Origin of the sequence: Micrococcus sp. KRD070, from assembly GCF_017168435.1 — a bacterium.
Lineage (GTDB): Bacteria > Actinomycetota > Actinomycetes > Actinomycetales > Micrococcaceae > Micrococcus > Micrococcus luteus.
In genome coordinates this window covers 41,514-63,109 of sequence record NZ_JABFNH010000001.1, presented here as the reverse complement: position 1 = coordinate 63,109, position 21,596 = coordinate 41,514, and the positions used below count along the sequence as shown (strand labels likewise).

General features: G+C 69.0%; 17 protein-coding genes. 15 read left to right on the top strand and 2 right to left on the bottom strand.

The features are described 5' to 3' along the window. Positions 1–12: 12 nt before the first annotated feature. The 3 genes from J1M38_RS00305 (at position 13) to J1M38_RS00295 (ending at position 3,567) form a co-directional block, all read left to right on the top strand. Positions 13–1,674, top strand: coding sequence for an APC family permease (locus J1M38_RS00305; RefSeq protein WP_060973867.1), 1,662 nt, complete (start codon positions 13–15; stop codon positions 1,672–1,674). Next, the gene (locus tag J1M38_RS00300; RefSeq protein ID WP_060973868.1) at positions 1,671–3,056 is read left to right on the top strand and encodes an NAD-dependent succinate-semialdehyde dehydrogenase; all 1,386 of its coding nucleotides are present in this window, start codon (positions 1,671–1,673) and stop codon (positions 3,054–3,056) included. The genes J1M38_RS00305 and J1M38_RS00300 overlap by 4 nt, the downstream gene beginning before the upstream one ends. A gap of 199 nt (positions 3,057–3,255) precedes the next feature. Beyond that, positions 3,256–3,567 carry a hypothetical protein gene (locus tag J1M38_RS00295; protein WP_036340936.1) on the top strand — a complete coding sequence of 104 codons (312 nt, stop codon included), beginning with the start codon at positions 3,256–3,258 and terminating at the stop codon, positions 3,565–3,567. Between the two features lie 81 nt (positions 3,568–3,648). Here the strand turns inward: J1M38_RS00295 and gabT are convergent, their stop codons facing one another. Beyond that, positions 3,649–4,971 carry a 4-aminobutyrate--2-oxoglutarate transaminase gene (gabT, locus tag J1M38_RS00290; protein ID WP_041103009.1) on the bottom strand — a complete coding sequence of 441 codons (1,323 nt, stop codon included), beginning with the start codon at positions 4,969–4,971 and terminating at the stop codon, positions 3,649–3,651. A 145-nt stretch (positions 4,972–5,116) separates the two neighbouring features. Between gabT and J1M38_RS00285 the strand changes: the two genes are divergently transcribed. The 4 genes from J1M38_RS00285 to J1M38_RS00270 all read left to right on the top strand — a co-directional run bounded on the left by J1M38_RS00285 (position 5,117) and on the right by J1M38_RS00270 (position 9,409). Continuing rightward, entirely contained in the window at positions 5,117–6,013 is an 897-nt protein-coding gene (locus J1M38_RS00285) for a LysR family transcriptional regulator (RefSeq protein ID WP_070709088.1), read from the top strand. 487 nt (positions 6,014–6,500) lie between these two features. Further along, positions 6,501–6,965: a class F sortase gene (locus J1M38_RS12200; RefSeq protein ID WP_240009002.1), complete on the top strand. Its 465-nt coding sequence runs from the start codon at positions 6,501–6,503 to the stop codon at positions 6,963–6,965. 122 nt (positions 6,966–7,087) lie between these two features. Then, positions 7,088–8,158, top strand: a complete 1,071-nt coding sequence (locus J1M38_RS00275; protein ID WP_041103016.1) for a DUF305 domain-containing protein — start codon at positions 7,088–7,090, stop codon at positions 8,156–8,158. A gap of 201 nt (positions 8,159–8,359) precedes the next feature. Next, on the top strand, positions 8,360–9,409 hold the full coding sequence (locus tag J1M38_RS00270) for a hypothetical protein (protein ID WP_206501139.1): 1,050 nt from the start codon (positions 8,360–8,362) through the stop codon (positions 9,407–9,409). 9 nt (positions 9,410–9,418) lie between these two features. On the opposite strand, the gene J1M38_RS00265 is transcribed toward J1M38_RS00270, so the two are convergent. Then, complete coding sequence (locus J1M38_RS00265) at positions 9,419–9,724, bottom strand: GNAT family N-acetyltransferase (RefSeq protein ID WP_010078809.1); 306 nt, start codon at positions 9,722–9,724, stop codon at positions 9,419–9,421. 411 nt (positions 9,725–10,135) lie between these two features. On the opposite strand from J1M38_RS00265, the gene nrdH reads away from it, so the two are divergent. From nrdH to nrdF, 8 genes are all read left to right on the top strand, one after another. Then, a complete protein-coding gene (gene nrdH, locus J1M38_RS00260; protein WP_036313172.1) occupies positions 10,136–10,381 on the top strand; it encodes a glutaredoxin-like protein NrdH in 246 nt (81 codons plus the stop codon). A gap of 11 nt (positions 10,382–10,392) precedes the next feature. Beyond that, positions 10,393–10,860: a class Ib ribonucleoside-diphosphate reductase assembly flavoprotein NrdI gene (gene nrdI / locus J1M38_RS00255; protein ID WP_004167610.1), complete on the top strand. Its 468-nt coding sequence runs from the start codon at positions 10,393–10,395 to the stop codon at positions 10,858–10,860. After that, positions 10,857–13,034: a class 1b ribonucleoside-diphosphate reductase subunit alpha gene (gene nrdE / locus J1M38_RS00250; RefSeq protein WP_036381627.1), complete on the top strand. Its 2,178-nt coding sequence runs from the start codon at positions 10,857–10,859 to the stop codon at positions 13,032–13,034. The genes nrdI and nrdE overlap by 4 nt, the downstream gene beginning before the upstream one ends. 145 nt (positions 13,035–13,179) lie before the next feature. Continuing rightward, complete coding sequence (locus J1M38_RS00245) at positions 13,180–13,731, top strand: hypothetical protein (protein WP_100057560.1); 552 nt, start codon at positions 13,180–13,182, stop codon at positions 13,729–13,731. A gap of 46 nt (positions 13,732–13,777) precedes the next feature. After that, positions 13,778–14,263, top strand: a complete 486-nt coding sequence (locus J1M38_RS00240) for a hypothetical protein (protein ID WP_101967806.1) — start codon at positions 13,778–13,780, stop codon at positions 14,261–14,263. A gap of 91 nt (positions 14,264–14,354) precedes the next feature. Continuing rightward, on the top strand, positions 14,355–19,226 hold the full coding sequence (locus J1M38_RS00235) for a type ISP restriction/modification enzyme (protein ID WP_241246360.1): 4,872 nt from the start codon (positions 14,355–14,357) through the stop codon (positions 19,224–19,226). Next, complete coding sequence (locus J1M38_RS00230) at positions 19,226–19,975, top strand: hypothetical protein (protein ID WP_143739777.1); 750 nt, start codon at positions 19,226–19,228, stop codon at positions 19,973–19,975. Before J1M38_RS00235 ends, J1M38_RS00230 begins: the two co-directional genes overlap by 1 nt. 204 nt (positions 19,976–20,179) lie before the next feature. Further along, positions 20,180–21,151, top strand: coding sequence for a class 1b ribonucleoside-diphosphate reductase subunit beta (nrdF, locus tag J1M38_RS00225; RefSeq protein WP_036338940.1), 972 nt, complete (start codon positions 20,180–20,182; stop codon positions 21,149–21,151). Positions 21,152–21,596: the final 445 nt, after the last annotated feature.

The window sequence follows — 21,596 nt, the reverse complement described above, 5'->3', positions numbered from 1 at the left end:
AGGGACATCCTCATGAGCGCATCCACCCCACGACGCCGCGTCGTCGACAGCGAGGGACACGAGCACGTGTACCCGACCACCTCCGCCATCGAGCAGGTCAACCTCCTCAACCCGGGAGGAGTGAGCAACAAGGGGCTCCAGGCCGGCAAGGTCGGCCTGCTCGGGGCCGTGGTGATCGGCGTCTCCGTCGTCGCCCCCGCCTACACGTTGACCTCGGGCCTCGGGCCGACCATCAGCACCGTCGGCACCCACGTGCCCGCGATCCTGCTGCTCGGCTTCATCCCGATGCTCCTGGTGGCCCTCGGCTACCGGGCGCTGAATACACGGGTGCCGGACTCCGGCACGTCGTTCACCTGGGCCACGCACGCCTTCGGGCCGTATGTCGGGTGGATGGGCGGCTGGGGGCTCATCGCGGCCTCCGTGATCGTGCTATCCAACCTGGCGGCCGTCGCCGTCGACTTCACGTTCCTGCTGCTCGCCCAGATCACCGGGAGCCAGGCCATCGCGGACCTGGCCGGCAACCTGTGGGTCAACATCCCCCTGACCGTGGTGTACCTGGCCCTGGCCGGATGGATCTCGCACCGCGGCATGGAGACCACCAAGCACCTGCAGTACATCCTGGTGGCCTTCCAGATCCTGGCCCTCGGCGCGTTCGCCATCGCCGCCCTGACGCAGTCCTCCCGTGGTGCGGGCTTCGACCCCACCCCGGTGCAGCTGGACTGGTTCAACCCGTTCACCGCGGGCGACTTCAGTGTGGTCGCGGCCGGCGTCTCCCTGTCCATCTTCCTGTTCTGGGGCTGGGACGTGACCCTCACGATAAACGAGGAGACCAAGGACCCCGAGCGCACCCCCGGCCGGGCCGCCGCCGTCACCGTGTTCGTCATCATCGCCGTCTACATCCTGTCCGCCCTGGCCGTGATCTCCTGGGCGGGCATCGGCTCCGAGGGCCTGGGCGCGGGCAACCCGGACAACCAGGAGTCGATCTTCGCGGTCCTCGCCGGCCCGATCCTGGGCCCCTTCGCCGTGATCATGTCCAGCGCGATCCTCGTCAGCTCCCTGGCCTCCCTGCAGTCCACCATGGTCTCCCCGGCCCGCACCCTGCTGGCGATGGGCTTCTACCGGGCCGTGCCCGCGCGCTTCGCCGAGCTGAGCCCCCGGTTCAACAGCCCGGCCTTCGCGACTTGGGTGTGTGCGGGCTTCGCCGGCCTCTTCTACGTCGTCACGCGGCTGCTCTCCGAGAACGCCCTGTGGGACACCATCACCGCCCTGGGCCTGATGATCTGCTTCTACTACGGCATCACCGCCCTGGCCTGCGTCTGGTACTTCCGCCGCGAGTGGTTCACCTCGGTGGGCAACGCCCTCACCACCTTCCTGTTCCCGCTGATCGGCGGCCTCGTGCTGCTGGTGATGTTCTGCGTGACCGCGCTGGACTCCACCGACCCCGACTACGGCTCCGGCTCGTCCGTGTTGGGCGTGGGCACGGTGTTCATCCTGGGCATGGGCGTGCTGGCGATCGGCGTGGTACTGATGATGTGGACGCGGTTGCGCCACCCGGCCTACTTCCGTGGCGAGACCCTGCCGCAGACGGACTCGACCCGACCCATCCCGATCATCCGTCCGGACGACGACGGCAGTGCCGTGGTCCGGGACCCCAACGAGAGGACCCACTCATGAGCACCCCCACCGGCTATCGCGTGCAGGACCCCAGCACCGACCAGGTCGTGGAGACCTTCCCCGCCCTCGCCGACGGTGAGGTCGACCAGGTGCTGGCCGCCGCCGAGACCGCCCAGCGCGCATGGGCCGCCCGCCCCATCGAGGAACGCGCCACCATCGTGCAGAAGGTCGCGGACCTCTTCGAGGAGCGCAAAGACGAGCTCGCGCAGATCATCGCCACCGAGATGGGCAAGCGCGTGACCGAGGGCGTCGAGGAGGCGGAGTTCAGCTCGGCCATCTTCGGCTACTTCGCGGACAAGGGCCCCACCCTCGCCGCGGACCGCCCCATCGAGACCTACGGGGGCGGCCGCGCCATGATCCGCCACCTGCCCCTGGGTGTGCTGCTGGGCGTCATGCCGTGGAACTTCCCGTACTACCAGATCGCCCGTTTCGCCGCGCCGAACCTCATGCTCGGCAACGCGATCGTGCTCAAGCACGCCGAGATCTGCCCGCGCTCGGCCCTGGCCGTGCAGCAGATCATGGACGACGCCGGCGTGCCGGCCGGCGTGTACACCAACGTGTTCGCCACGCACGACCAGATCGCCGAGTTCATCGCCGACCCGCGCGTGGCCGGCGTCTCCCTGACCGGCTCCGAGCGGGCCGGCTCCGTGATCGGCGCGCTCGCGGGCCAGCACCTCAAGAAGGCCGTCCTCGAGCTCGGCGGGTCGGACCCGTACATCGTGCTCGACGCCGAGGATCCGGCCGAGGCCGCCCGCACCGCGTGGGCGACCCGCATGTACAACATGGGCCAGGCCTGCAACTCCAACAAGCGCATGATCGTCTCGGCGGACATCCATGACGCCTTCGTGGCCGAGCTGGTGTCCCTGGCCGAGGCCATGAAGCCCGGGGAGGCCGCCGACGAGGACCCGACGGTGTTCACCCCGCTGTCCTCGCGCGGTGCCGCCGAGGGCCTGGCCGAGCAGGTGGAGCGGGCCCGTCAGCAGGGCGCGACCGTCCACGTCGGCGGGACCGTCACGGACGAGGCGGGCGCCCGCTTCGCCCCGGCCGTGATCACGGGCGTCACCTCCGAGATGGACGCCTACCGCGAGGAGCTCTTCGGCCCCGTCGCCGTCGTCTACAAGGTGGAGTCCGCGGACGAGGCGCTCGCTCTCGCCAACGACTCCCAGTACGGCCTGGGCGGCGCCGTGTTCTCCCAGGACGAGGCTCAGGCCGAGCGGATCGCCCGGCAGCTCGAGGTCGGCATGGCCAACGTCAACACGCCGGCGGGAGAAGGGGCGGAGATCCCGTTCGGCGGCATCAAGCGCTCCGGCTTCGGCCGCGAGCTCGGCCCGCTCGGCATGGACGAGTTCGTCAACAAGCAGATGTACTTCGTCCAGGACTGACACCCCACGACGACGACGGGCCCGCCTCCGGTGACCGGAGGCGGGCCCGTCCGCGTCCCGCCGGCGTGGCGGGAGCGATGGGTCAGCGACGCGCATGTCGCACAGCGGGTTCTAGGCTGGCGCGCCCTTGTCCCTTCAACCGGGGCGCGGCCATCATGGACCGGATCCCCGTCGAGAACTGCAGAATCGAGAATGTCTGATGTACCCCACCCCGATTACCTTCGACGTGGCGCGCGCCGGCCGCGCTCTCGCCCAGGTCAGTGTCCGCACCCTGGCCACCGCGGCCGGTCTCGAGAAGGAGCAGCTGCGCCGCTTCGAGAAGGGGCTGGCCGACCTGCGGGTGGACGAGCGTCTGCGTCTGGAGAAGGCCCTGCTGAAGTACGGCGTCGGGCTGGTCCCGGAGGACGAGTTCGGCGGCACGGGGGTCCGCCGGATCTTCACCGCCGAGAAGTCCCGGCGCATCGAGGCCATGGAGAACGAAGGCGGCCCCGCGTACGAGGACGACATCTGAGTCCTCCGCCGACAGGCGGACGGCCCCGCATCCCGGGCAGGGATGCGGGGCCGTCGTCGTCGGTCCGCCGGTGGCGGGGGCTCAGGCGGACTGCAGCGCGTTCGTGACCTCGCTCAGGCCCTCCTTGAGGAGGTCTTCACCGATGGTCAGCGGCGGCAGGAAGCGTACGACGTTGCCGTAGGTGCCGCAGGTGAGCAGGATGACGCCGGCGGCGCGCACGGCCGCGGCCACGGTGGCGGTCAGCGTCGCGTCCGGCTCGCCGGTGGCGGGGTCCACGAACTCGATCGCCATCATCGCGCCGCGGCCGCGGACCTCGGCGATGCGGTCGTCGGCGTTCTGCGCGAAGTGCTCGCGGATGACCTGCTCGATCCGGCGGGCCTTCTCCAGGAGACCGTCCTCCTCGACGGCCTCGAACACGGCGAGCGCCGCCGCCGTGGCGACGGGGTTGCCGCCGTAGGTGCCCCCGAGGCCGCCCGGGTGCACGGAGTCCATCACCTCGGCGCGGCCGGTGACGCCGGAGAGCGGCATGCCGCCGGCGATGCCCTTGGCGGTCGCCATCAGGTCCGGCTCGATGCCCTCGGTCTCGGAGGCGAACCAGGCGCCGGTGCGGGCGATGCCGGACTGGACCTCGTCCGCGATGAACAGGACGTCGTTGGCCTTGCACCACTCGACCACGGCCGGCAGGAAGCCCTCGGCCGGGACGATGAAGCCGCCCTCGCCCTGGATCGGCTCCATGATCACGGCGGCCAGGTTGTCGGCACCGATCTGCTTCTCCAGCGCGGAGATGGCACGCTGCGCGGCCTCGGCGCCGGACAGGCCGTCGCGTAGCGGGTAGGAGCCGGGCACGCGGTAGATCTCGGGGGCGAACGGTCCGAAGCTGTGCTTGTAGGGCATGGACTTGGCGGTCAGCGCCATCGTCAGGGTGGTGCGGCCGTGATAGGCGTGGTCGAACGCGGCCACAGCCTGCTTGCCGGTGTAGGCGCGGGCCACCTTGACGGCGTTCTCCACGGCCTCGGCGCCGGAATTGAACAGGGCGGTGCGGGTCTCGCCGGGGATCGGGCTGGTGCGGTCCAGCTGCTCGGCCACGGCCACGTAGCCCTCGTAGGGCGTGATCATGAACGAGGTGTGGGTGAACTGCGCGACCTGCTCCTGGACGGCGGCCACGACGCGCGGGTGGGAGGCGCCCACGGAGGTGACGGCGATGCCGGAGGCCAGGTCGATCAGGCGGTTGCCGTCCACGTCCTCGAGGATGCCGCCCGCGGCGCGGGCCGCGTACACCGGCATGGTGGTGGCCACGCCGGCCGGGACGGCGCGCTTCTGGCGCTCGGCGAGCTCACGGGAGCGAGGGCCGGGCAGCTCGGTGGCCAGATGGCGGGTCTGCTCGAGGTCGGGGGTGGCGGTCATGGGGATGCCTCCTGGGGACGGCTCACGGGGAGCGTGGACGACGGGCGGGCACGACGACGACGCGTCGGGCCGCGTCCTCCCATGGTGGGGCGTCGAGTCCATGCCGTCCAGTGATGATCTGGCATGGTGGCTATGCTCATCCGGCATGGAGGAGAAACTGCTCAGGGCCTTCGTCACGGTGGCCGAGGTCGGCACGGTCTCGGGGGCCGCGATCCGCCTGGATCTCGTGCAGTCCGCGCTCAGTCGGCAGCTGCAGCGGCTTCAGCGTGAGCTGCGCCTGCCCCTGTTCGCCCGGGTCGCCGGCCGGTTCGAGCTGACGACGGCCGGCGAGGCGTTCCTCCCGGTGGCGCGCGAGGTCCTCGTCGCCCATCGACGGGCGGAGCAGGCGGCCCGCGCGCTCGCCTCCGGTCGGCTCACGGACGTGGCCGTGGCCGCGCCGGGCACCACCCTCATCGATGTCGTGCTGCCGTTCGTGGCCACCTTCGGCGAGGAGGACCCGCGCCCGCGCGTCGCGGAGACCCAGCTGGACGACTCGCTGCTCGACGCCGTCGCGCGGCACGACCTCGTGGTGATGCCGACGGTGCCGCCCCCCTCCGTCGCGTCGCTGCCGCTGATGGACCTGCCGGTCTGGGCGTACGTCGCCCCGGGCCACCCCTGGGCGGGCCGGACGCGGGTGTCCCTCGACGACCTCGTGGCCCAACCCGTCGTCGCGCCCGCCCGCACCTTCATGGCGCGACGCGTCCTCGACGGCGCCGTGGCCGTGGCGGGCCTCACGCCGCCGGCCCTCGTCGAGGCGAACTCCGGGCGGGTGGCCCAGGCCCTGGTCGCGACGGGGGCGGGCGTCGCCGTCGTCACCGAGGACCCGGCCTTCGGGCTGACGCCGGTGCGGGTCATCGCGCAGGGGCGGACGCTCGCGGTACGACTGCACGCGGCGTGGCGGGAGGACCACTTCGCCGCCGAGACGCTGCAGGCGCTCGCCCGTCGCCTGCAGGCCTTCGTCCGGGACCGCTATGCCGAGCCCGGGGATGACGCGCCGCGCTGAGGCCGGAGCGCGTGAGACCATGCCGTCGTCGGACGCGGCCCCGGGCGGGCCGCGTCGATGCACACGAGGGGAGAACCCGGATGAACACCACCGTCCGACGCGCCCTGTGGGTGGTCCTGGTGCTGCTGTGCCTGGGCCTCGTGTTCCTCGCGCTGCGCGGGGTGCTGGCGGTCGGCGCCGTGCCGATCAGCGCTGCCCCCACCCTCAGCGCCACGGCGTCCGCGACCCCGTCGCCGTCGTCCTCAGCACGCTCCACGCCCAGCCCTGCACCGACGGCCACACCGACCCCGACGCCGACCCCGTCCTCCGCGGCACCCACGGGCGAAGCGGCGGTTCCCGGCGGGACCCAGGAACCCGCCGGCACGCCCACATCGGCGGAGCCCACGCCGTCCGAGGAGCCGACCCCCACCGAGGAGCCGGCCCTGTCTCAAGAGACAGCTCCGGCCCCGCCGCCCCGTGGGACGAGATCACGGCGACACCCGTGCACGTGGACGTCCACCAGGACGGCGAGCAGATCGTCGGAGCGGGGATCGACCTGACACAGTTGGACGAGGGCGGCGACCTCGACCCGGAGCCGCAGACGGTCGGCTGGTACGGTCCGCCGCAGTGGGGCACCACGCCGGGGGAGCGCTCCCCGTACGCGGGGGTCCTGGCCGGGCACGTCGTCTACTACGGCGTGCGGGACGTGTTCTGGAACCTGGGCGACGTGCGGGCGGGCGCCGTCGTCGTGGTGACGTACGACGACGGCACGCAGGCCGCCTTCGAGGCGGACGCGGACGCGGTCTCGGTGGAGAAGGAGGCGCTCACCCAGGATCCGGCGCACCGCTGGGCCTGGGAGCCCGGGGGCGATGACGCAAAGGTCACGCTGATCACGTGCGACCTCGTGCCGGGCACCGGGATGGCCGGGAACGCCTTCAACAACTGGGTGGTGCAGGCCACCCGCGTCGCCTGAGGCCGCGGCGACCCCGGGGCCGGGAGGCCGGAGGGGTACCCTGGGGAGGCCGGGGCGGCCGACCGCGTCGGACCGCCATTGACCCCGTGACCGGGTGACGACCGCCGAGAGGACCTGCGCCCATGAGCCGAGCCGACATCGCCCCCGCCCGCGTGCGCCCCCGCCGCTGGAGCGTGGCCGTCGGAGGGGCGCTCCTGAGCATCACCCTGGCCACCGGCGGCTGCAGCGTCGCCGAGGAGCCCGGACAGACCGGTGGCACGGAGGCGGGGAACACCTACCTGGAGGGCGTGCTGGCCAGCCCCAGCCAGACGTCCGCCGACCCGCTCGCGGCGGACATCCAGTTCGCGGGTCTGCTGCTGCGCAACCACCGCGACGCGATCCAGCAGTCCGATGAGGTGCTGGGCAAGGACGGCGTGGACCAGGAGATCCGGGCCACCGCCGAACGGATGAAGTCCGAGCACGAGGAGCGGGCGCGCCGGCTCGAGTCGATGCTCGAGGGCTGGGGCGTCCCCTCGGATGACGTGCGCGGTGCGGGTGCCGAGTCGACCCCGTCTGCGCAGCCCGAGTCCACGGAGGACGCGGAGCCGACCCAGATCGTGGGCGACGAGTTGCGCGCCGGACTCCTGTCCGACCGGGAGAAGAACGTGCTGGCCGCCGCCGAGCCGGAGGAGGCAGGACGGATCTACCTGCTCCAGATGCGCCGCCTCTATCAGGGCGCGCTGACGATCTCCGCCACGGAGGCGGAGGACGGCTCGGACGACGCGGCGAAGGAGCTGGCCTCCAGCGTGGTCGAGGGCCATCGCAAGGAGCTGGAGAGTTTGGCCGAGACGCTCGCGGAGATGGGCGTGATCGGGTCGAGCGGGGCGCGCACGGCGGAACCGTCCGGGTTCACCGGCCCCATCAAGATCGAGGGCACCGGCGCCGACGGCGGCTCCGTCCCCTCGGACTTCGTCCCGGAGCCGCTGCAGCGGGTGCGCAACTTCCGCGCCACCCAGAAACCGGTGCTGCCGTCGTCGAGCTCGCCCAGTTCCTCCAGCGCGTCGGGCCCCGCCAGCGCGTCGGGCCGGGATGCCGAGGACCAGCGGGGGCGGGACACCGCATCGGCGAGCCCGTCGCCCAGCCCGGCCGACACGGCGCAGGCCACCCCGCGCCCCTCCTCCGGGGCGAGCCCCTCGCCCAGCGCATCCCGCTGACACACCGGCCGGCCGGCCCGATCCGCATCGCGCGTCGCCGTGACCGAGTCGATAGCGCTTCGTCACCGGATGGTGACCCGCCTCACGTCCGCGCGGCGTAGATTCGTGCCGAAGCGGCGAGTGCGGCATCCGGTCGACCTCGGGCGTCCGAGCCGGAGAACCCTTCGGCCCGTCGCAGCACCGCACCCCTGGAGGAGCACGATGCGCACCGCCCGACCGACCCGCCTTGCCGCCGCCCTGGGCGCCGGCGTCCTTCTCACCGGCCTGGGGGCGACCCCCGCCCTCGCCTCACCCGCCCACCCCGCTGGATGGACCGCCGAGCACGACCTGCCCGGCGGATCCTTCCTCGTGGCCAGCGCGGAGGGTGAGACCGGTGCCTCCTTCGGCACCGAGTTCGAGGTGGACGAGTCCGACGTCCGCCTGACGGTGGCTCCGGCGCTGGAGGGGGAGGCCCGCGGCGCCGAGACCGAGGTCCCGTTCACGTACGACGACGAGTTGGAGCGCGGTGACTTCGACGTCGCCGCGGCCCGGCGGAGCCTGGGCGAGTCGGGGACCGGTCCCGTCGTCTACACCCTCTACGTCCTGGGCGGCGAGGTGGCCGCCCTCACCTACGGTCCGGACGCCGACCTCACCGACGCTGACCCGGGCGAGCCGCTGCGCGCCGACCAGCGTCATGAGCTCGGCTTCCACATGCTCCCCACCGCCTGGGACACCACCCTGCTCGCGGCGCCGGGGGAGCGACACGTGTTCATCTCCTCGTACACGGGCGATGAGGCGGCGCCGCTGACGCTCGTCGCGGGCCCGGCCGAGGGTCGGGTCGTCGAGGTGACGGAGGAGGAGACCGGCGGGCCGCGCGGCTACGTGTACCAGGCGCCCGAGGGCTTCACCGGATCCGACACCGTCACCCTGCGGGCCACGAGGGACGGCGTGACGACGACGCGGACGGTGACCGTGCGGTTCGGCGACCCCCGCGTGGACCTCTACGACTGGGAGAACGGGCGGATCCCGGGGTTCGTGACCTTCCCCGTGGCCGGCCTGTTCGACGACGCTGCAGCTCCGGGCCAGCCGGCCGATCCCGACATTCCCACCTCGCCGGCGGATCCCGAGACCCCTGCGGACCCGGCCGAGGGCGAGCACACGGTGCCGGACGCGGTCGAGACCGGGCGTGGTCCGGCGGCGTGGCCCGTCGCCGTCGCGGTGCTGGCCGCGGGCGTCCTGGCCGTGGTGCGCCGGCACCGCGTCGCGGCCTGACCGCTCCGGTCAGCGGGGCGCGAGCAGCGCGCTCTTCTCCGGGTGCTCGTCGAACCACTGGGCGACGTACCAGCACATCGGCACGATGCGGCGGCCCCCTGCGGGGCCGCCGTTCGTCTCGATGTCCGCGACTGCACCGGCGGTCAGCGTGGCGGCGTGGCCCTGGCCGCGGTGCACGGGGATGGTGAACGCGCGGTTCAGGGAGACGGCCGCGCCGTTGTCCCGGAAGTCGAGGACGGCGAGCAGTGTGCCGCCGTCGTGGAGCTCGTAGCGGGACTCGGCGTCATTGCGGGTGACGGTGGGGGAGGTGCTCATGCCGGGGCAACCCCCGGTGGTGACGGGGCATTCCGACGCCGGACGGTGGCGGGCTCCTACATGTAGTGGTCCGCGGGGGTCGGACACGCCGCTCGCGGACGTGGCGAACTCGACTTTCCGGCTGTGGGAACCCGGCCCCGAGATCTCCACCGGCTGTGGACAGTCGACCTCGGTCCCGGCGTGTCCCGCATGTCCGCGCGGATCGTCTCGCACAGCAGGGTGTGGACAGGATGGGCAGAGGGTGGGGATACGTAACTACAGCGGTGTGACTACTACATGTAGGGATGGTTCCCGGCCGTGATCACTAGATGTAGTATCGACGCAGATGTTCGGCACGCCCCGCGATGCACCTCGCGAGCGCCGCGCCGACACCCGCAGACCACCAGAGACCACGAAGGAACAGGGATCGCCATGACCGTCACCGTGTACACCAAGCCGGCCTGCGTGCAGTGCAACGCCACCTACCGTGCACTGGACAAGAAGGGCATCGCCTACGAGGTCGTGGACATGTCCCAGGACCCCGCCGCCCTCGAGCGCGTCCGTGCCCTCGGCTTCATGCAGGCCCCCGTCGTCGTCACCGAGACCGACTCCTGGTCCGGCTTCCGCCCGGACAAGATCGCCGAGCTCGCCGAGTCCGCCGCGGCATCGGTGGCCTGACCGGAGCCGACATGACCGTCGCCGCGGACCCGAGCCACATCCGCTCGGCCGAGGCGCAGGGGCTCGTCCCCACCGACGCGGGACTGATCTACTTCTCCTCCGCCTCCAACTACACGCACCGCTTCGTCGAGAAGCTCGAGCTGCCCGAGGACCGGGTGGCTCGACTGCCGTTGATCACCCGGGAGCCCACCCTCGGGGCCACCGCCCCGTACGTCCTGATGACCCCCACCTACGGCGGGGGCAGCGGGCCGGGCGCGGTCCCGAAGCAGGTGATCAAGTTCCTCAACGTCCCGGAGAACCGTCACTGGATTCGGGGCGTGATCGCGTCCGGGAACACCAACTTCCATGAGGGCTACTGCCTGGCCGGCTACATCATCTCCCGCAAGTGCCAGGTGCCCCTCATGTACAAATTCGAGCTGATGGGCACGCCCGACGACGTCGAACGCGTCCGCGGCGGCCTGGAAGGACTGTGGACATGACCACCACCGCACCCACCGAGGCGGACCTCATCCGCCAGGCGAAGAACATGCCCGCCGAGTGGCAGAACCTCGGCTACCACGAGCTCAACGCCATGCTGAACCTCTACGGCGCCGACGGTCGCATCCAGTTCGAGGCCGACCACGCGGCCGCGCGCCAGTACTTCCTGCAGCACGTCAACACCAACACGGTGTTCTTCCACGACCTGGAGGAGAAGCTCGACTACCTGCAGAAGAACGACTACTACGAGACCGAGACGTTCGAGCAGTACCCGTTCGAGTTCATCCGGGGCCTGTTCGATCGTGCCTACAAGGCCAAGTTCCGCTTCCCGACCTTCCTCGGCGCGTTCAAGTTCTACACCTCGTATGCCCTGAAGACCTTCGACGGCAAGCGCTACCTCGAGCGCTACGAGGACCGCGTCGCCGTCGTCGCCCTCCACCTGGCCCGGGGCGACCAGGAGCTGGCCACCCACCTGGTGGACGAGATGATCGCCGGCCGCTTCCAGCCGGCCACCCCCACGTTCCTCAACTCGGGCAAGAAGCAGCGCGGCGAGCTCGTCTCCTGCTTCCTGCTGCGCATCGAGGACAACATGGAGTCGATCGCCCGCGGCATCAACTCCGCCCTGCAGCTGTCCAAGCGCGGCGGTGGCGTGGCCCTCTCGCTGACCAACATCCGCGAGCACGGCGCGCCCATCAAGCAGATCGAGAACCAGTCCTCCGGCGTCATCCCCGTGATGAAGCTCCTCGAGGACTCCTTCTCCTACGCCAACCAGCTCGGCGCGCGCCAGGGCGCCGGAGCGGTGTACCTCAACGCGCACCACCCGGACATCCACCGCTTCCTCGACACCAAGCGCGAGAACGCGGACGAGAAGATCCGCATCAAGACCCTCTCCCTCGGCGTCGTGATCCCGGACATCACGTTCCAGCTGGCGAAGAAGAACGAGGACATGTACCTGTTCTCGCCGTACGACGTCGAGCGTGTCTACGGGGTGCCGTTCTCCGAGATCTCCGTGACCGAGAAGTACTACGAGATGGTCGACGACGCGCGGATCAAGAAGACCAAGATCAACGCGCGCGAGTTCTTCCAGACCATCGCCGAGATCCAGTTCGAGTCCGGCTACCCTTACGTCGTGTTCGAGGACACCGTGAACGCCGCGAACCCGATCAAGGGCCGCATCACCATGTCCAACCTGTGCTCCGAGATCCTGCAGGTCTCCGAGGCCTCCGAGTACAACGAGGACCTGAGCTACGCCCACGTGGGCCAGGACATCTCGTGCAACCTCGGCTCGATGAACATCGCCAAGACCATGGACTCGCCGGACTTCGGCCGGTCCGTGGAGACCGCCATCCGGGCGCTGACGGCCGTGTCGGTCATGTCCGACATCCAGTCGGTGCCGTCCATCGCCAAGGGCAACGCGGCCTCCCACGCCATCGGCCTGGGGCAGATGAACCTCCACGGCTACCTGGCCCGCGAGCGCGTCCACTACGGCTCGGAGGAGGGCATCGACTTCACGAACATGTACTTCTACGCGGTGCTGTTCCACGCGCTGCGGGCCTCGAACCGGATCGCGATCGAGACCGGCCAGCGGTTCGGCGGGTTCGAGGACTCGAAGTACGCCTCGGGGGAGTTCTTCGACAAGTACACGGACCAGGAGTGGGCGCCCGCCACCGAGCGCGTCGCCGAGCTGTTCGCCGAGGCCGGGATCGCCCTGCCCACGCAGGACGACTGGCGTGAGCTGAAGGCCTCCGTCATGGAGCACGGCATCTTCAACCGCAACCTGCAGGCCGTCCCGCCGACGGGTTCGATCTCGTACATCAACAACTCGACCTCCTCGATCCACCCGGTGGCCTCGAAGATCGAGATCCGCAAGGAGGGCAAGCTCGGCCGCGTGTACTACCCGGCGCCGTACCTCACCAACGAGAACCTCGAGTACTACGAGGACGCGTACGAGATCGGCTACGAGAAGATCATCGACACGTACGCCGCGGCGACGCAGCACGTGGACCAGGGCCTGTCCCTGACGCTGTTCTTCAAGGACACGGCCACCACCCGTGACCTGAACCGCGCGCAGATCTACGCGTGGACGAAGGGCATCAAGACGATCTACTACATCCGCCTGCGCCAGCTCGCGCTGGAGGGCACCGAGGTCGAGGGCTGCGTGAGCTGCATGCTCTGACAGCCGACCCTTGGAGGCGGGAAATCCCGCGTATTCCGCGCTTCTGAGCGCGGGTGCGCTCGATTTCCCGCCTCGAAGTGGGGCGGCGCGCCTGGTCGGGGAGGGCGGGCAGGCCCGGCCGACCCGCGCCCCGTATCCTCCTGGCATGAGCACGGTGACCAAGCAGATCGCCCGGCACATGGCACCCGAGGCCGCTCCGCGGATCCGCGACTGGGTGCGCGCGGGGCAGGACGTCATGCTCGGCTTCGACGGCTACCTCGGCTCCGGGCTGGTGCGCCTGGAGCGGGACTCGCACGTGTGGCACATGGTGTACCGGTTCGCCGACGACGCCACGTGCCGGGCGTGGGAGGAGTCGCCTGAGCGGGCGGCCTGGGCGGCGCAGATGGCCGGCCAGGTGGTGTCCGAGCAGGTCAGTGCGCGGACCGGGCTCGAGGGCTGGTTCGATCCGGCGGAGCTCGCCGACCCCGTCACCCCGCCCCGGTGGAAGCAGATGATCGTGATCTTCTCCGGGTTCTTCCCCATGAGCCTGCTCGGCCAGTGGCTGCTGTCCCACCTCCTGCCGGCGGACGTGCCCCTGCCGCTGCGGGTGCTCGCGAACGTCGTGCTGGTGATGCCGTTCATGGTCTACCTCGTGCTGCCGGCCCTCACCCGCTGGGCCGACCCCTGGCTGCGCCGCGGCCTCAAGCGCACGAACTGACGGGAGGCTCGGCGCTCAGGGTCCGGTGCAGGCCAGAATGGTGATCATGAGCAGTCCAACACAGTCCTGGGCCCGCCGGAAGCGCGGGGCACAGCATGCAACGGATGATGACGTCGCGCCCGGCGACTTCACGACCCGAGCCTTCGCCACCATTCTCGGCACCCTCACGGAGCGCACGCCGATCGCGCAGGACTACGAGGATCGTCACGGGCAGCGACGGAACGTCTGGTACTCGTCGCAGCGGCAGCACATGGTCCGGTGGTTCAGCACGCAGTCGACCAACGGATCCGGCGCGTACACCCGTGGGACGCCCAACACCTCCGCGCGGCGGGCGTACAACCGGCTCCTGTGCAGCGAGGCGATCCTCTGGATCGCCGAGGCCCTGGGAGCAGACGAGGCCACGGTGAGGGAAGCCGCCGACGCGGCCGCAGCGGAGTCTGACCACCGACGCCGGTGCGGCAAGATCCGCGCCGTCTTGCCGTGGGACATGATCGTCGGCCTGGCCGCGCAGCCGGAGGGCTGGCGCCGCTGAACCGCTGAGCCGCCAATAAGCCGGCCACCCGGTGAGACACCCCCGCGAGCCGCATTCCACTCCCCGGTGGCCCCGGGTCACAATGGTCCGCATGACCATCTCGACGCCGGACGCCGCATCCTTGACCGACCCCTCCGCCATGGACCAGGGGGACCCCGGGAGTGAATCCCGCGTCGGTTTCGACGAGGTGCTCGATCGTCTCTGGCTCTCGGAGCTCTCCCGCCAGGAACAGGGCCGTCGCTTCGAGCGGCTGGCCAAGCGCTTCCTCGAGGTGGAGCCGAAGTTCGCGGACCAGTTCTCGGACGTGTGGCTGTGGAACGAATGGCCCGGCCGGGAGAATAGGCCGGACAACGGCATCGACATCGTCGCGAAGGATCGCTACACCGGTGAACTCACCGGCGTCCAGGTGAAGTTCTTCGATCCGGAGAAGAAGCTGCAGAAGGGCAGCATTGACTCATTCTTCACCGAGCTGGGCAAGGTGGACTTCGCCCACGGCATGGTGATCGACACGGCGCTCGAGTGGTCCTCGTCTGCGGAAGCCGCGCGGGCGGGCCAGTCCAAGGACGTCACCAGGGTGGGGATCCAGACGCTGGTGGACTCGACCGTGGACTGGTCCGAGTTCACCTTCGACCGCCCGGAGGAGCTGACTCAGCGCCCACGCAAGGAGCCCCGTCGGTACCAGCGGGAGGCGATCGACGACGTCGTGGCCGGATTCGAGACCAAGGACCGTGGCCGCCTGATCATGGCCTGCGGCACGGGCAAGACGTTCACGTCGCTGAAGCTGGTGGAGCGGATGGTGCCGGTGGGCGGCTCGGTGCTGTTCCTGGTGCCGTCGATCGCGCTGCTACAGCAGACGCTGAATGAGTGGACGGCCAATGCGGATGTACCGCTGCGCCCGTTCGCCGTGTGTTCGGACGCTTCTGTGGGGCGGCGCCGGGCCAGTGAGGACATCGCTGCCTCGGACCTGGGTTTCCCGGCCAGCACGGACCCGGCGAAGCTCGCGGCCCGCACGGCCGTCTCCACTGGGGACGAGGCGATCACCGTGGTGTTTTCCACGTACCAGTCCATCGACGTCGTCCGGCAGGCCCAGGACCTCGGCCTCGCTGAGTTCGACCTGGTCATCTGCGATGAAGCCCACCGCACCACGGGTGTGACCGAGCTGGGCCAGGACGGCTCGGCGTTCACGATGGTCCACGACGCCGCGAAGATCCGGGCGGCCAAGCGCCTGTACATGACGGCCACCCCGCGCATCTATGTGCAGGAGGCCAAGGCGAAGGCCGCGCAGGACCAGGTCACGGTCTACTCGATGGACGATGAGTCGATCTACGGCCCGGAGTTCCACCGGCTGGGGTTCGGCAAGGCGGTGGAGCAGGGCCACCTGACGGACTACAAGGTGCTGATCCTCGCGGTAGACACCAATGCGATCGGCGCCTCCTTCCAGCAGATGCTCGCGGACACCGAGGGTCTGGACCTGGACGACGCCGCGCGGATCGTGGGCTGTTGGAATGGGCTGGCCAAGCGCGGGGTGGACGGCGGCCGGCTGGACGAGGTGGATGCCGCGCCGATGCGCCGCGCGGTGGCGTTCGCCCGGAACATCAAGGAGTCGAAGCAGCTGGCCCTCCAGTTCGAGCAGGTGAGCCGTCAGCTGGCCACCTCCACGGACCCCATGACCCCGGACCTGCGGGTGGAGGCCTCCCATGTGGACGGCACCTTCCCCATGGCGCAGCGGGTGCGTGAGCTGGACTGGCTGAAGCAGCCGGCGGGGGAGAACACGGTGCGGGTCCTCTCCAACGCCAAGTGCCTCTCGGAGGGCGTGGATGTCCCCACCCTGGACGCGGTGCTGTTCCTGAGCCCGCGGAACTCGCAGGTGGACGTAGTGCAGTCCGTGGGGCGGGTCATGCGGCGGGCCGAGGGCAAGAAGACCGGCTACATCATCCTGCCCATCGCGGTGGATGCGACGGCGGACCCGGAGTCGGCCCTGAACGACTCGAAGGCCTACAAGGTGGTGTGGGACGTGCTGCAGGCACTGCGCGCCCACGACGACCGCTTCGAGGCGATGGTCAACCAGATCGCGCTGGGCCGGTCGGTGGAGGACCGGGTGCAGGTGATCGGCATCGGTTCGGGCGACGCCGCGGAGGACGACGGCGCTCCCGGCTCGGGCGAGGACAAGTCCGTTCGGGGCACGCGTCAGGCCCTGTTCGCCATGCAGGACGCTCAGCAGTGGAAGGACGCCATCTACGCGCGTCTGGTGCGCAAGGTGGGGGATCGGCGCTACTGGGAGGACTGGGCCAAGGACGTCAAGGACATCGCGGACCGGCACATCATCCGCATCCGCGGCATCCTGGACGGCCCGGACCCGCGGCCGCGGGAGGAGTTCGCGGCGTTCCTCGAGGGCTTGCAGGGCAACCTGAACGAGTCCATCACCGAGCGGGACGCGGTAGAGATGCTCTCCCAGCACCTCATCACGAAGCCCGTGTTCGAGGCGCTGTTCGAGGACTACTCCTTCGCGGCGCACAATCCGGTGTCCCAGGTGATGGACGCCATGGTGCAGGTGTTGGACTCGTGCAACCTGGAGACGGAGGTGGACTCCCTCGAGGAGTTCTACCGGGGTGTGCGGGTGCGCGCTGAGGGCATCGAGAGCGCCGAGGGCAAGCAGAAGATCATCACGGAGCTGTACGAGCGGTTCTTCAAGCTGGCGTTCCCGCGGACGGCGGAATCCCTGGGGATCGTGTACACGCCGGTGCAGGTGGTGGACTTCATCCTCCGTGCCGTGGACGAGGCGCTGCGAGAGAACTTCGGTGTGGGCGTCACGGATGAGGGCGTGCACGTGCTGGATCCGTTCACGGGCACGGGCACCTTCGTGGTGCGGCTGCTGCAGTCCGGGCTGATCCGGCCGGAGGATCTGCTGCGCAAGTACACGCAGGAGCTGCACGCCAATGAGCTGCTGCTTATGGCCTACTACATTGCGGCCATCAACATCGAGGCCACGTTCCACGGCCTCATGGTGGAGCAGGCCGCGGCGCGCGGGGACGATGCCGCGGCGGTCGGGTACGAACCGTTCAATGGGATTGTGCTGACGGACACTTTCCAGATGACGGAGCACGGGGACACCTTGGATGAGAAGGTGTTCCGCTCCAATAACGACCGCGTGGTGGCGCAGAACAACCTGGACATCCGGGTGATCCTCGGCAACCCGCCGTACTCGGTGGGGCAGACCTCCGGCAACGACGACAACGCGAACCTGAGCTACCCGACCTTGGACGCATCCATCCGGGACAGCTACGCGAAGCTCTCGACAGCGCAGAACAAGAATTCGCTCTATGACTCGTACATCCGGGCCATTCGGTGGGGGTCTGACCGGCTGCTGAAATCGGAGCAGGGCGGAGTGCTCTGTTATGTGTCCAACGGCGGGTACATCGACGGGAACACGGCGGCTGGTCTGCGCAAGACGTTGTACTCCGAGTTCCACGAGGTCTACGTGTATAACCTCCGGGGGAACACACGGACGTCTGGGGAGAGAGCTCGTCGCGAAGGTGGGCAGATCTTTGGTCCGGGCAGTAGGGCAACCGTGGCCGTGCTTCTGCTGGTGAAGCGGCCCGGAGATGTGGAGGCGGCGCGCCTGCACTACAAGGACATCGGCGACTACCTAGACCGGGAGGCCAAACTGAACCTGGTGGATCAGGCGACGCTGGGGTCTCTGAACTGGCAGGAGATCACCCCGAACGCCGAGGGTGATTGGATCAATCAGCGGGATGAACGGTTCCACACATTCCATCCGCTGTCCATGAAAGACGGTCGCAACGCAATTTTTGCGTCCAATGGCGCTGGACTCCAGACGAATCGTGATGCCTGGGTCTACTCTGATTCAAAGGAATCCCTTCATGAGAAAGTGAAACGTATTTCTGATTACTTCAATGCTGGCATAGAAGCTGGTCAACGCGACATGGACCCCAGCCACGTTAGCTGGAGCTCGTCACTCGTTGCGCGTCACGAGGCGGGCCGGAAGATCTGCGTCAACCCGATTCGGTTCCACCCGGCGTCGTATCGCCCATTCAACAAGCGTTACGTCACAGCAAATCCAGATTTGATCCATCGTCCGGCCGCTATGCGACGATTTTTTCCGGATGAGATTTCGAAAAACGTAGGTTTTTATATGGTAGGCCCTGGTAGCGATAAGTGGTTCAGTGTTTTGGCGACGGACGCTCTGCCGGATCTCTCCTATTGGGGATCTGGACAGGGTCAGTTCTTTCCTCGCTACACCTACGTCGAGTTTGAGGGTGACTTGTTTGCCGAAGCCGCGATGACAACCTCGGGCAGCGCGGCCTACACGCGAGTGGACAACATCACGGACGCCACCCTGGCGTCCTACCGTGCCAAATACGGCGAGGCGGTGACGAAGGACGATATCTTCTACTACGTCTACGGCGTGCTGCACTCGCCCGATTACCGGGAGAGGTTCGCAGCGGACCTGAGGAAGATGCTGCCGCGCATTCCGCAGGTGCCGTCGTCGGACTTCCGGGCGTTCTCCAATGCAGGCCGGGCGCTCTCCGAGCTGCATATCGGCTACGAGTCCGTGGAGCCCTACTCGCTGCAGGAGCACTGGGCCATCGATCCGGAGGCGCTCGACGAGGTCGAGCGGTACCGGGTCACCCAGATGAAGTACGGCGGCAAGGCCGGTGCGTGGGACCAAACCACCGTGAAGTACAACGGCTACCTCACCCTGACCGGCCTGCCGGAAGAGGTCCAGCGGTACACGCTCGGGTCGCGCTCTGCCGTGGATTGGATCCTCGAGCGCTACCAGGTGAAGACGGACAAGGCTTCGGGGATCGTCAACGACCCCAATGACTGGGGCCGCGAACACGGCGACCCGCGCTACATCCGCGACCTGCTCGGCCGCATCGTGACGGTAAGCGTGGAGACCATGAAGATCGTCGATGCACTGCCGACGCTGGAGGTGGAGTGATGGGACGCTGGGAGCCGGAGATTCCGGATGGGTTGCGTTTAGGAAATGCCAGGAATGGCGGCGGGGCCAAGACCGGTCACCTTTTCGACGATCAAGGGAAACTCCGCGGTCATGCGGCATGGCGGTGGGTCGAGGACGGGCCGACGGGCGGGGCCTCCAGCCACCGCATTGGCGGCCAGGCCGCCCAGGAGTGGGAGGCGCTCCTTGTGCTGGCAGCTGGTGCGCTCGTGCGTGTCGGCATCCGTTATGCCCTACCCGCCGTTGGGCGTTGGGCAGGCGCAGTCGCCGTTCCCAAGGCTCGAGCACTCTGGGCCCGTTTGACGCGGACCGAACGACTGCAGCAGGTCCGGCAGGTGCAGGTTGTTGCAGCCATGTCACCTCAGGCCTTCCGCCGGTCTGTGGAACAAACACTCCAAGCCATACGGGATGACCCGAGTGGGCAGGCGGCCCGTGCGAATCTTGTCAGCGTTTTCATGCTCGGCCTCGCCCTGCGCGATCGGATGGCGACAGCGGATGCTACCGGTGCCGACAAGACCGATGCCTCAGTGGTGCGTCGCGACGAGTGGGAAAAGGCAGTGGCCCGACTCCAAGCGGACGACGTGACACGGATCGTGGCTGACGCGCTCCGGGTCCCTGGAAAGGCTTCGGATCCTGAATCCATCCGGCGCATGATCGACGCGCCGATGGCGCATGCCCAGCTCGAACGAGCACTCACCGTCGCCAGCATGGCGGAGCGCGGCGAGGGTTAAAATCTGGGGACGTGTCGGACCGGCATCGGTCCAGCGGGGTGGAAGCGACTTCGCGCCAGGGTGGCCGACCACACCCTCGCCTCCATGGCCCCAGCGGCACCCAGCGCCTAGACTGACCCGGACCCGCGCCCCGATGCCCGTGCTCTCGAGAGCCCCCGGAATCCGCGGATTCTCAACGAATTCTTCTGAAGGATGTGCCCTGCCGTGACCGAGACCCAGCAGTCCCACCTCGTCGAGGCGATCAACTGGAACCGCATTCAGGACGAGAAGGACGTGGAGGTGTGGAACCGCCTCGTCAACAACTTCTGGCTGCCGGAGAAGGTGCCGCTGTCCAACGACGTCCAGTCCTGGTCCCATCTCACGGATGAGGAGCGACTGCTCTCCATGCGCGTGTTCACGGGCCTGACGCTGCTGGACACGATCCAGGGCACCGTGGGCGCCGTCTCCCTCATCCCGGACGCCATGACCCCGCACGAGGAGGCCGTCCTCACGAACATCGCGTTCATGGAGTCGGTGCACGCGAAGTCGTACTCCTCGATCTTCTCCACGCTGGCCTCCACCCCGGAGATCGACGAGGCGTTCCGCTGGTCTCGTGAGAACCGGAACCTGCAGGCCAAGGCCCGCCTGATCGTGGAGCGCTATGACGGCCAGGATCCGTACAAGAAGAAGATCGCCTCCACCCTGCTCGAGTCCTTCCTCTTCTACTCGGGCTTCTACTGGCCCATGTACCTCTCCGGGCACGCCCGCCTCACCAACACCGCCGACCTGATCCGCCTGATCATCCGCGACGAGGCGGTGCACGGGTACTACATCGGCTACAAGTACCAGCGGAGCATCGAGACCCTGCCGGAGGAGAAGCGGGAGGAGCTCAAGGCGTTCACCTTCGAGCTGCTGTTCGAGCTGTACGAGAACGAGGTCGAGTACACCCATGACCTCTACGACGCCGTCGGTCTGGCCGAGGACGTGAAGAAGTTCCTGCACTACAACGCGAACAAGGCGCTGATGAACCTGGGCTACGAGCCCATGTTCCCGGCCGAGACCACGAACGTGAACCCCGCCATCCTCTCCGCGCTCTCCCCGAACTCGGACGAGAACCACGACTTCTTCTCCGGCTCCGGCTCCTCCTACGTGATCGGCAAGGCCGAGAACACCGAGGACGAGGACTGGGACTTCTGATCCCGTCCGCCTGAGCCCCGTCCCGACGACGGCCGGTCGCCTCCCCGCGGAGGCGCCCGGCCGTCGTCGTCTCGCGGGGGCATCACACGTCGACACCCGGGCCCGCAGTATGACGCTGCGCGTCACCGCCCTGCCCGATGGAGCGCACACGCTGCGATACGCTTGGGCCCAGCTTCAGGAGAAGCGGCTGTGGACCCCGCCTCGGCGGGTCCACGTGGTCCCACGACGAGCCGCTCGCCAACCCCATGTTCACGGGTGGCAACGGACCGAGAAGCGGCCTGCCTCCGCTGCGTGCAGACCCCTCGAGGGGAGCCCGCGGTGACTGGGGGACGGGCAAGAGCAGCGTTCGAAAGGATCCCGGCCTCCGGCTCGGGGCGTCTCTCGCCCCCCGCCCGCCGTGCTGTGCCCCGCGGGTGGGCACGGCGGGTGCGGAACGGTGCGGGGT

Excerpts from the sequence above, each read along its gene's own strand:
- J1M38_RS00230 (WP_143739777.1), top strand. The coding sequence starts at position 19,226 with ATGGGACGCTGGGAGCCGGAGATTCCGGATGGGTTGCGTTTAGGAAAT.
- J1M38_RS00245 (WP_100057560.1), top strand. The coding sequence starts at position 13,180 with ATGAGCACGGTGACCAAGCAGATCGCCCGGCACATGGCACCCGAGGCC.
- J1M38_RS00240 (WP_101967806.1), top strand. The coding sequence starts at position 13,778 with ATGAGCAGTCCAACACAGTCCTGGGCCCGCCGGAAGCGCGGGGCACAG.
- J1M38_RS00270 (WP_206501139.1), top strand. The coding sequence starts at position 8,360 with ATGCGCACCGCCCGACCGACCCGCCTTGCCGCCGCCCTGGGCGCCGGC.
- J1M38_RS00265 (WP_010078809.1), bottom strand. The coding sequence starts at position 9,724 with ATGAGCACCTCCCCCACCGTCACCCGCAATGACGCCGAGTCCCGCTAC.
- nrdE (WP_036381627.1), top strand. The coding sequence starts at position 10,857 with ATGACCACCACCGCACCCACCGAGGCGGACCTCATCCGCCAGGCGAAG.
- nrdI (WP_004167610.1), top strand. The coding sequence starts at position 10,393 with ATGACCGTCGCCGCGGACCCGAGCCACATCCGCTCGGCCGAGGCGCAG.
- gabT (WP_041103009.1), bottom strand. The coding sequence starts at position 4,971 with ATGACCGCCACCCCCGACCTCGAGCAGACCCGCCATCTGGCCACCGAG.
- nrdH (WP_036313172.1), top strand. The coding sequence starts at position 10,136 with ATGACCGTCACCGTGTACACCAAGCCGGCCTGCGTGCAGTGCAACGCC.
- J1M38_RS00275 (WP_041103016.1), top strand. The coding sequence starts at position 7,088 with ATGAGCCGAGCCGACATCGCCCCCGCCCGCGTGCGCCCCCGCCGCTGG.
- J1M38_RS00235 (WP_241246360.1), top strand. The coding sequence starts at position 14,355 with ATGACCATCTCGACGCCGGACGCCGCATCCTTGACCGACCCCTCCGCC.
- J1M38_RS00285 (WP_070709088.1), top strand. The coding sequence starts at position 5,117 with ATGGAGGAGAAACTGCTCAGGGCCTTCGTCACGGTGGCCGAGGTCGGC.
- J1M38_RS00305 (WP_060973867.1), top strand. The coding sequence starts at position 13 with ATGAGCGCATCCACCCCACGACGCCGCGTCGTCGACAGCGAGGGACAC.
- J1M38_RS00295 (WP_036340936.1), top strand. The coding sequence starts at position 3,256 with ATGTACCCCACCCCGATTACCTTCGACGTGGCGCGCGCCGGCCGCGCT.
- J1M38_RS00300 (WP_060973868.1), top strand. The coding sequence starts at position 1,671 with ATGAGCACCCCCACCGGCTATCGCGTGCAGGACCCCAGCACCGACCAG.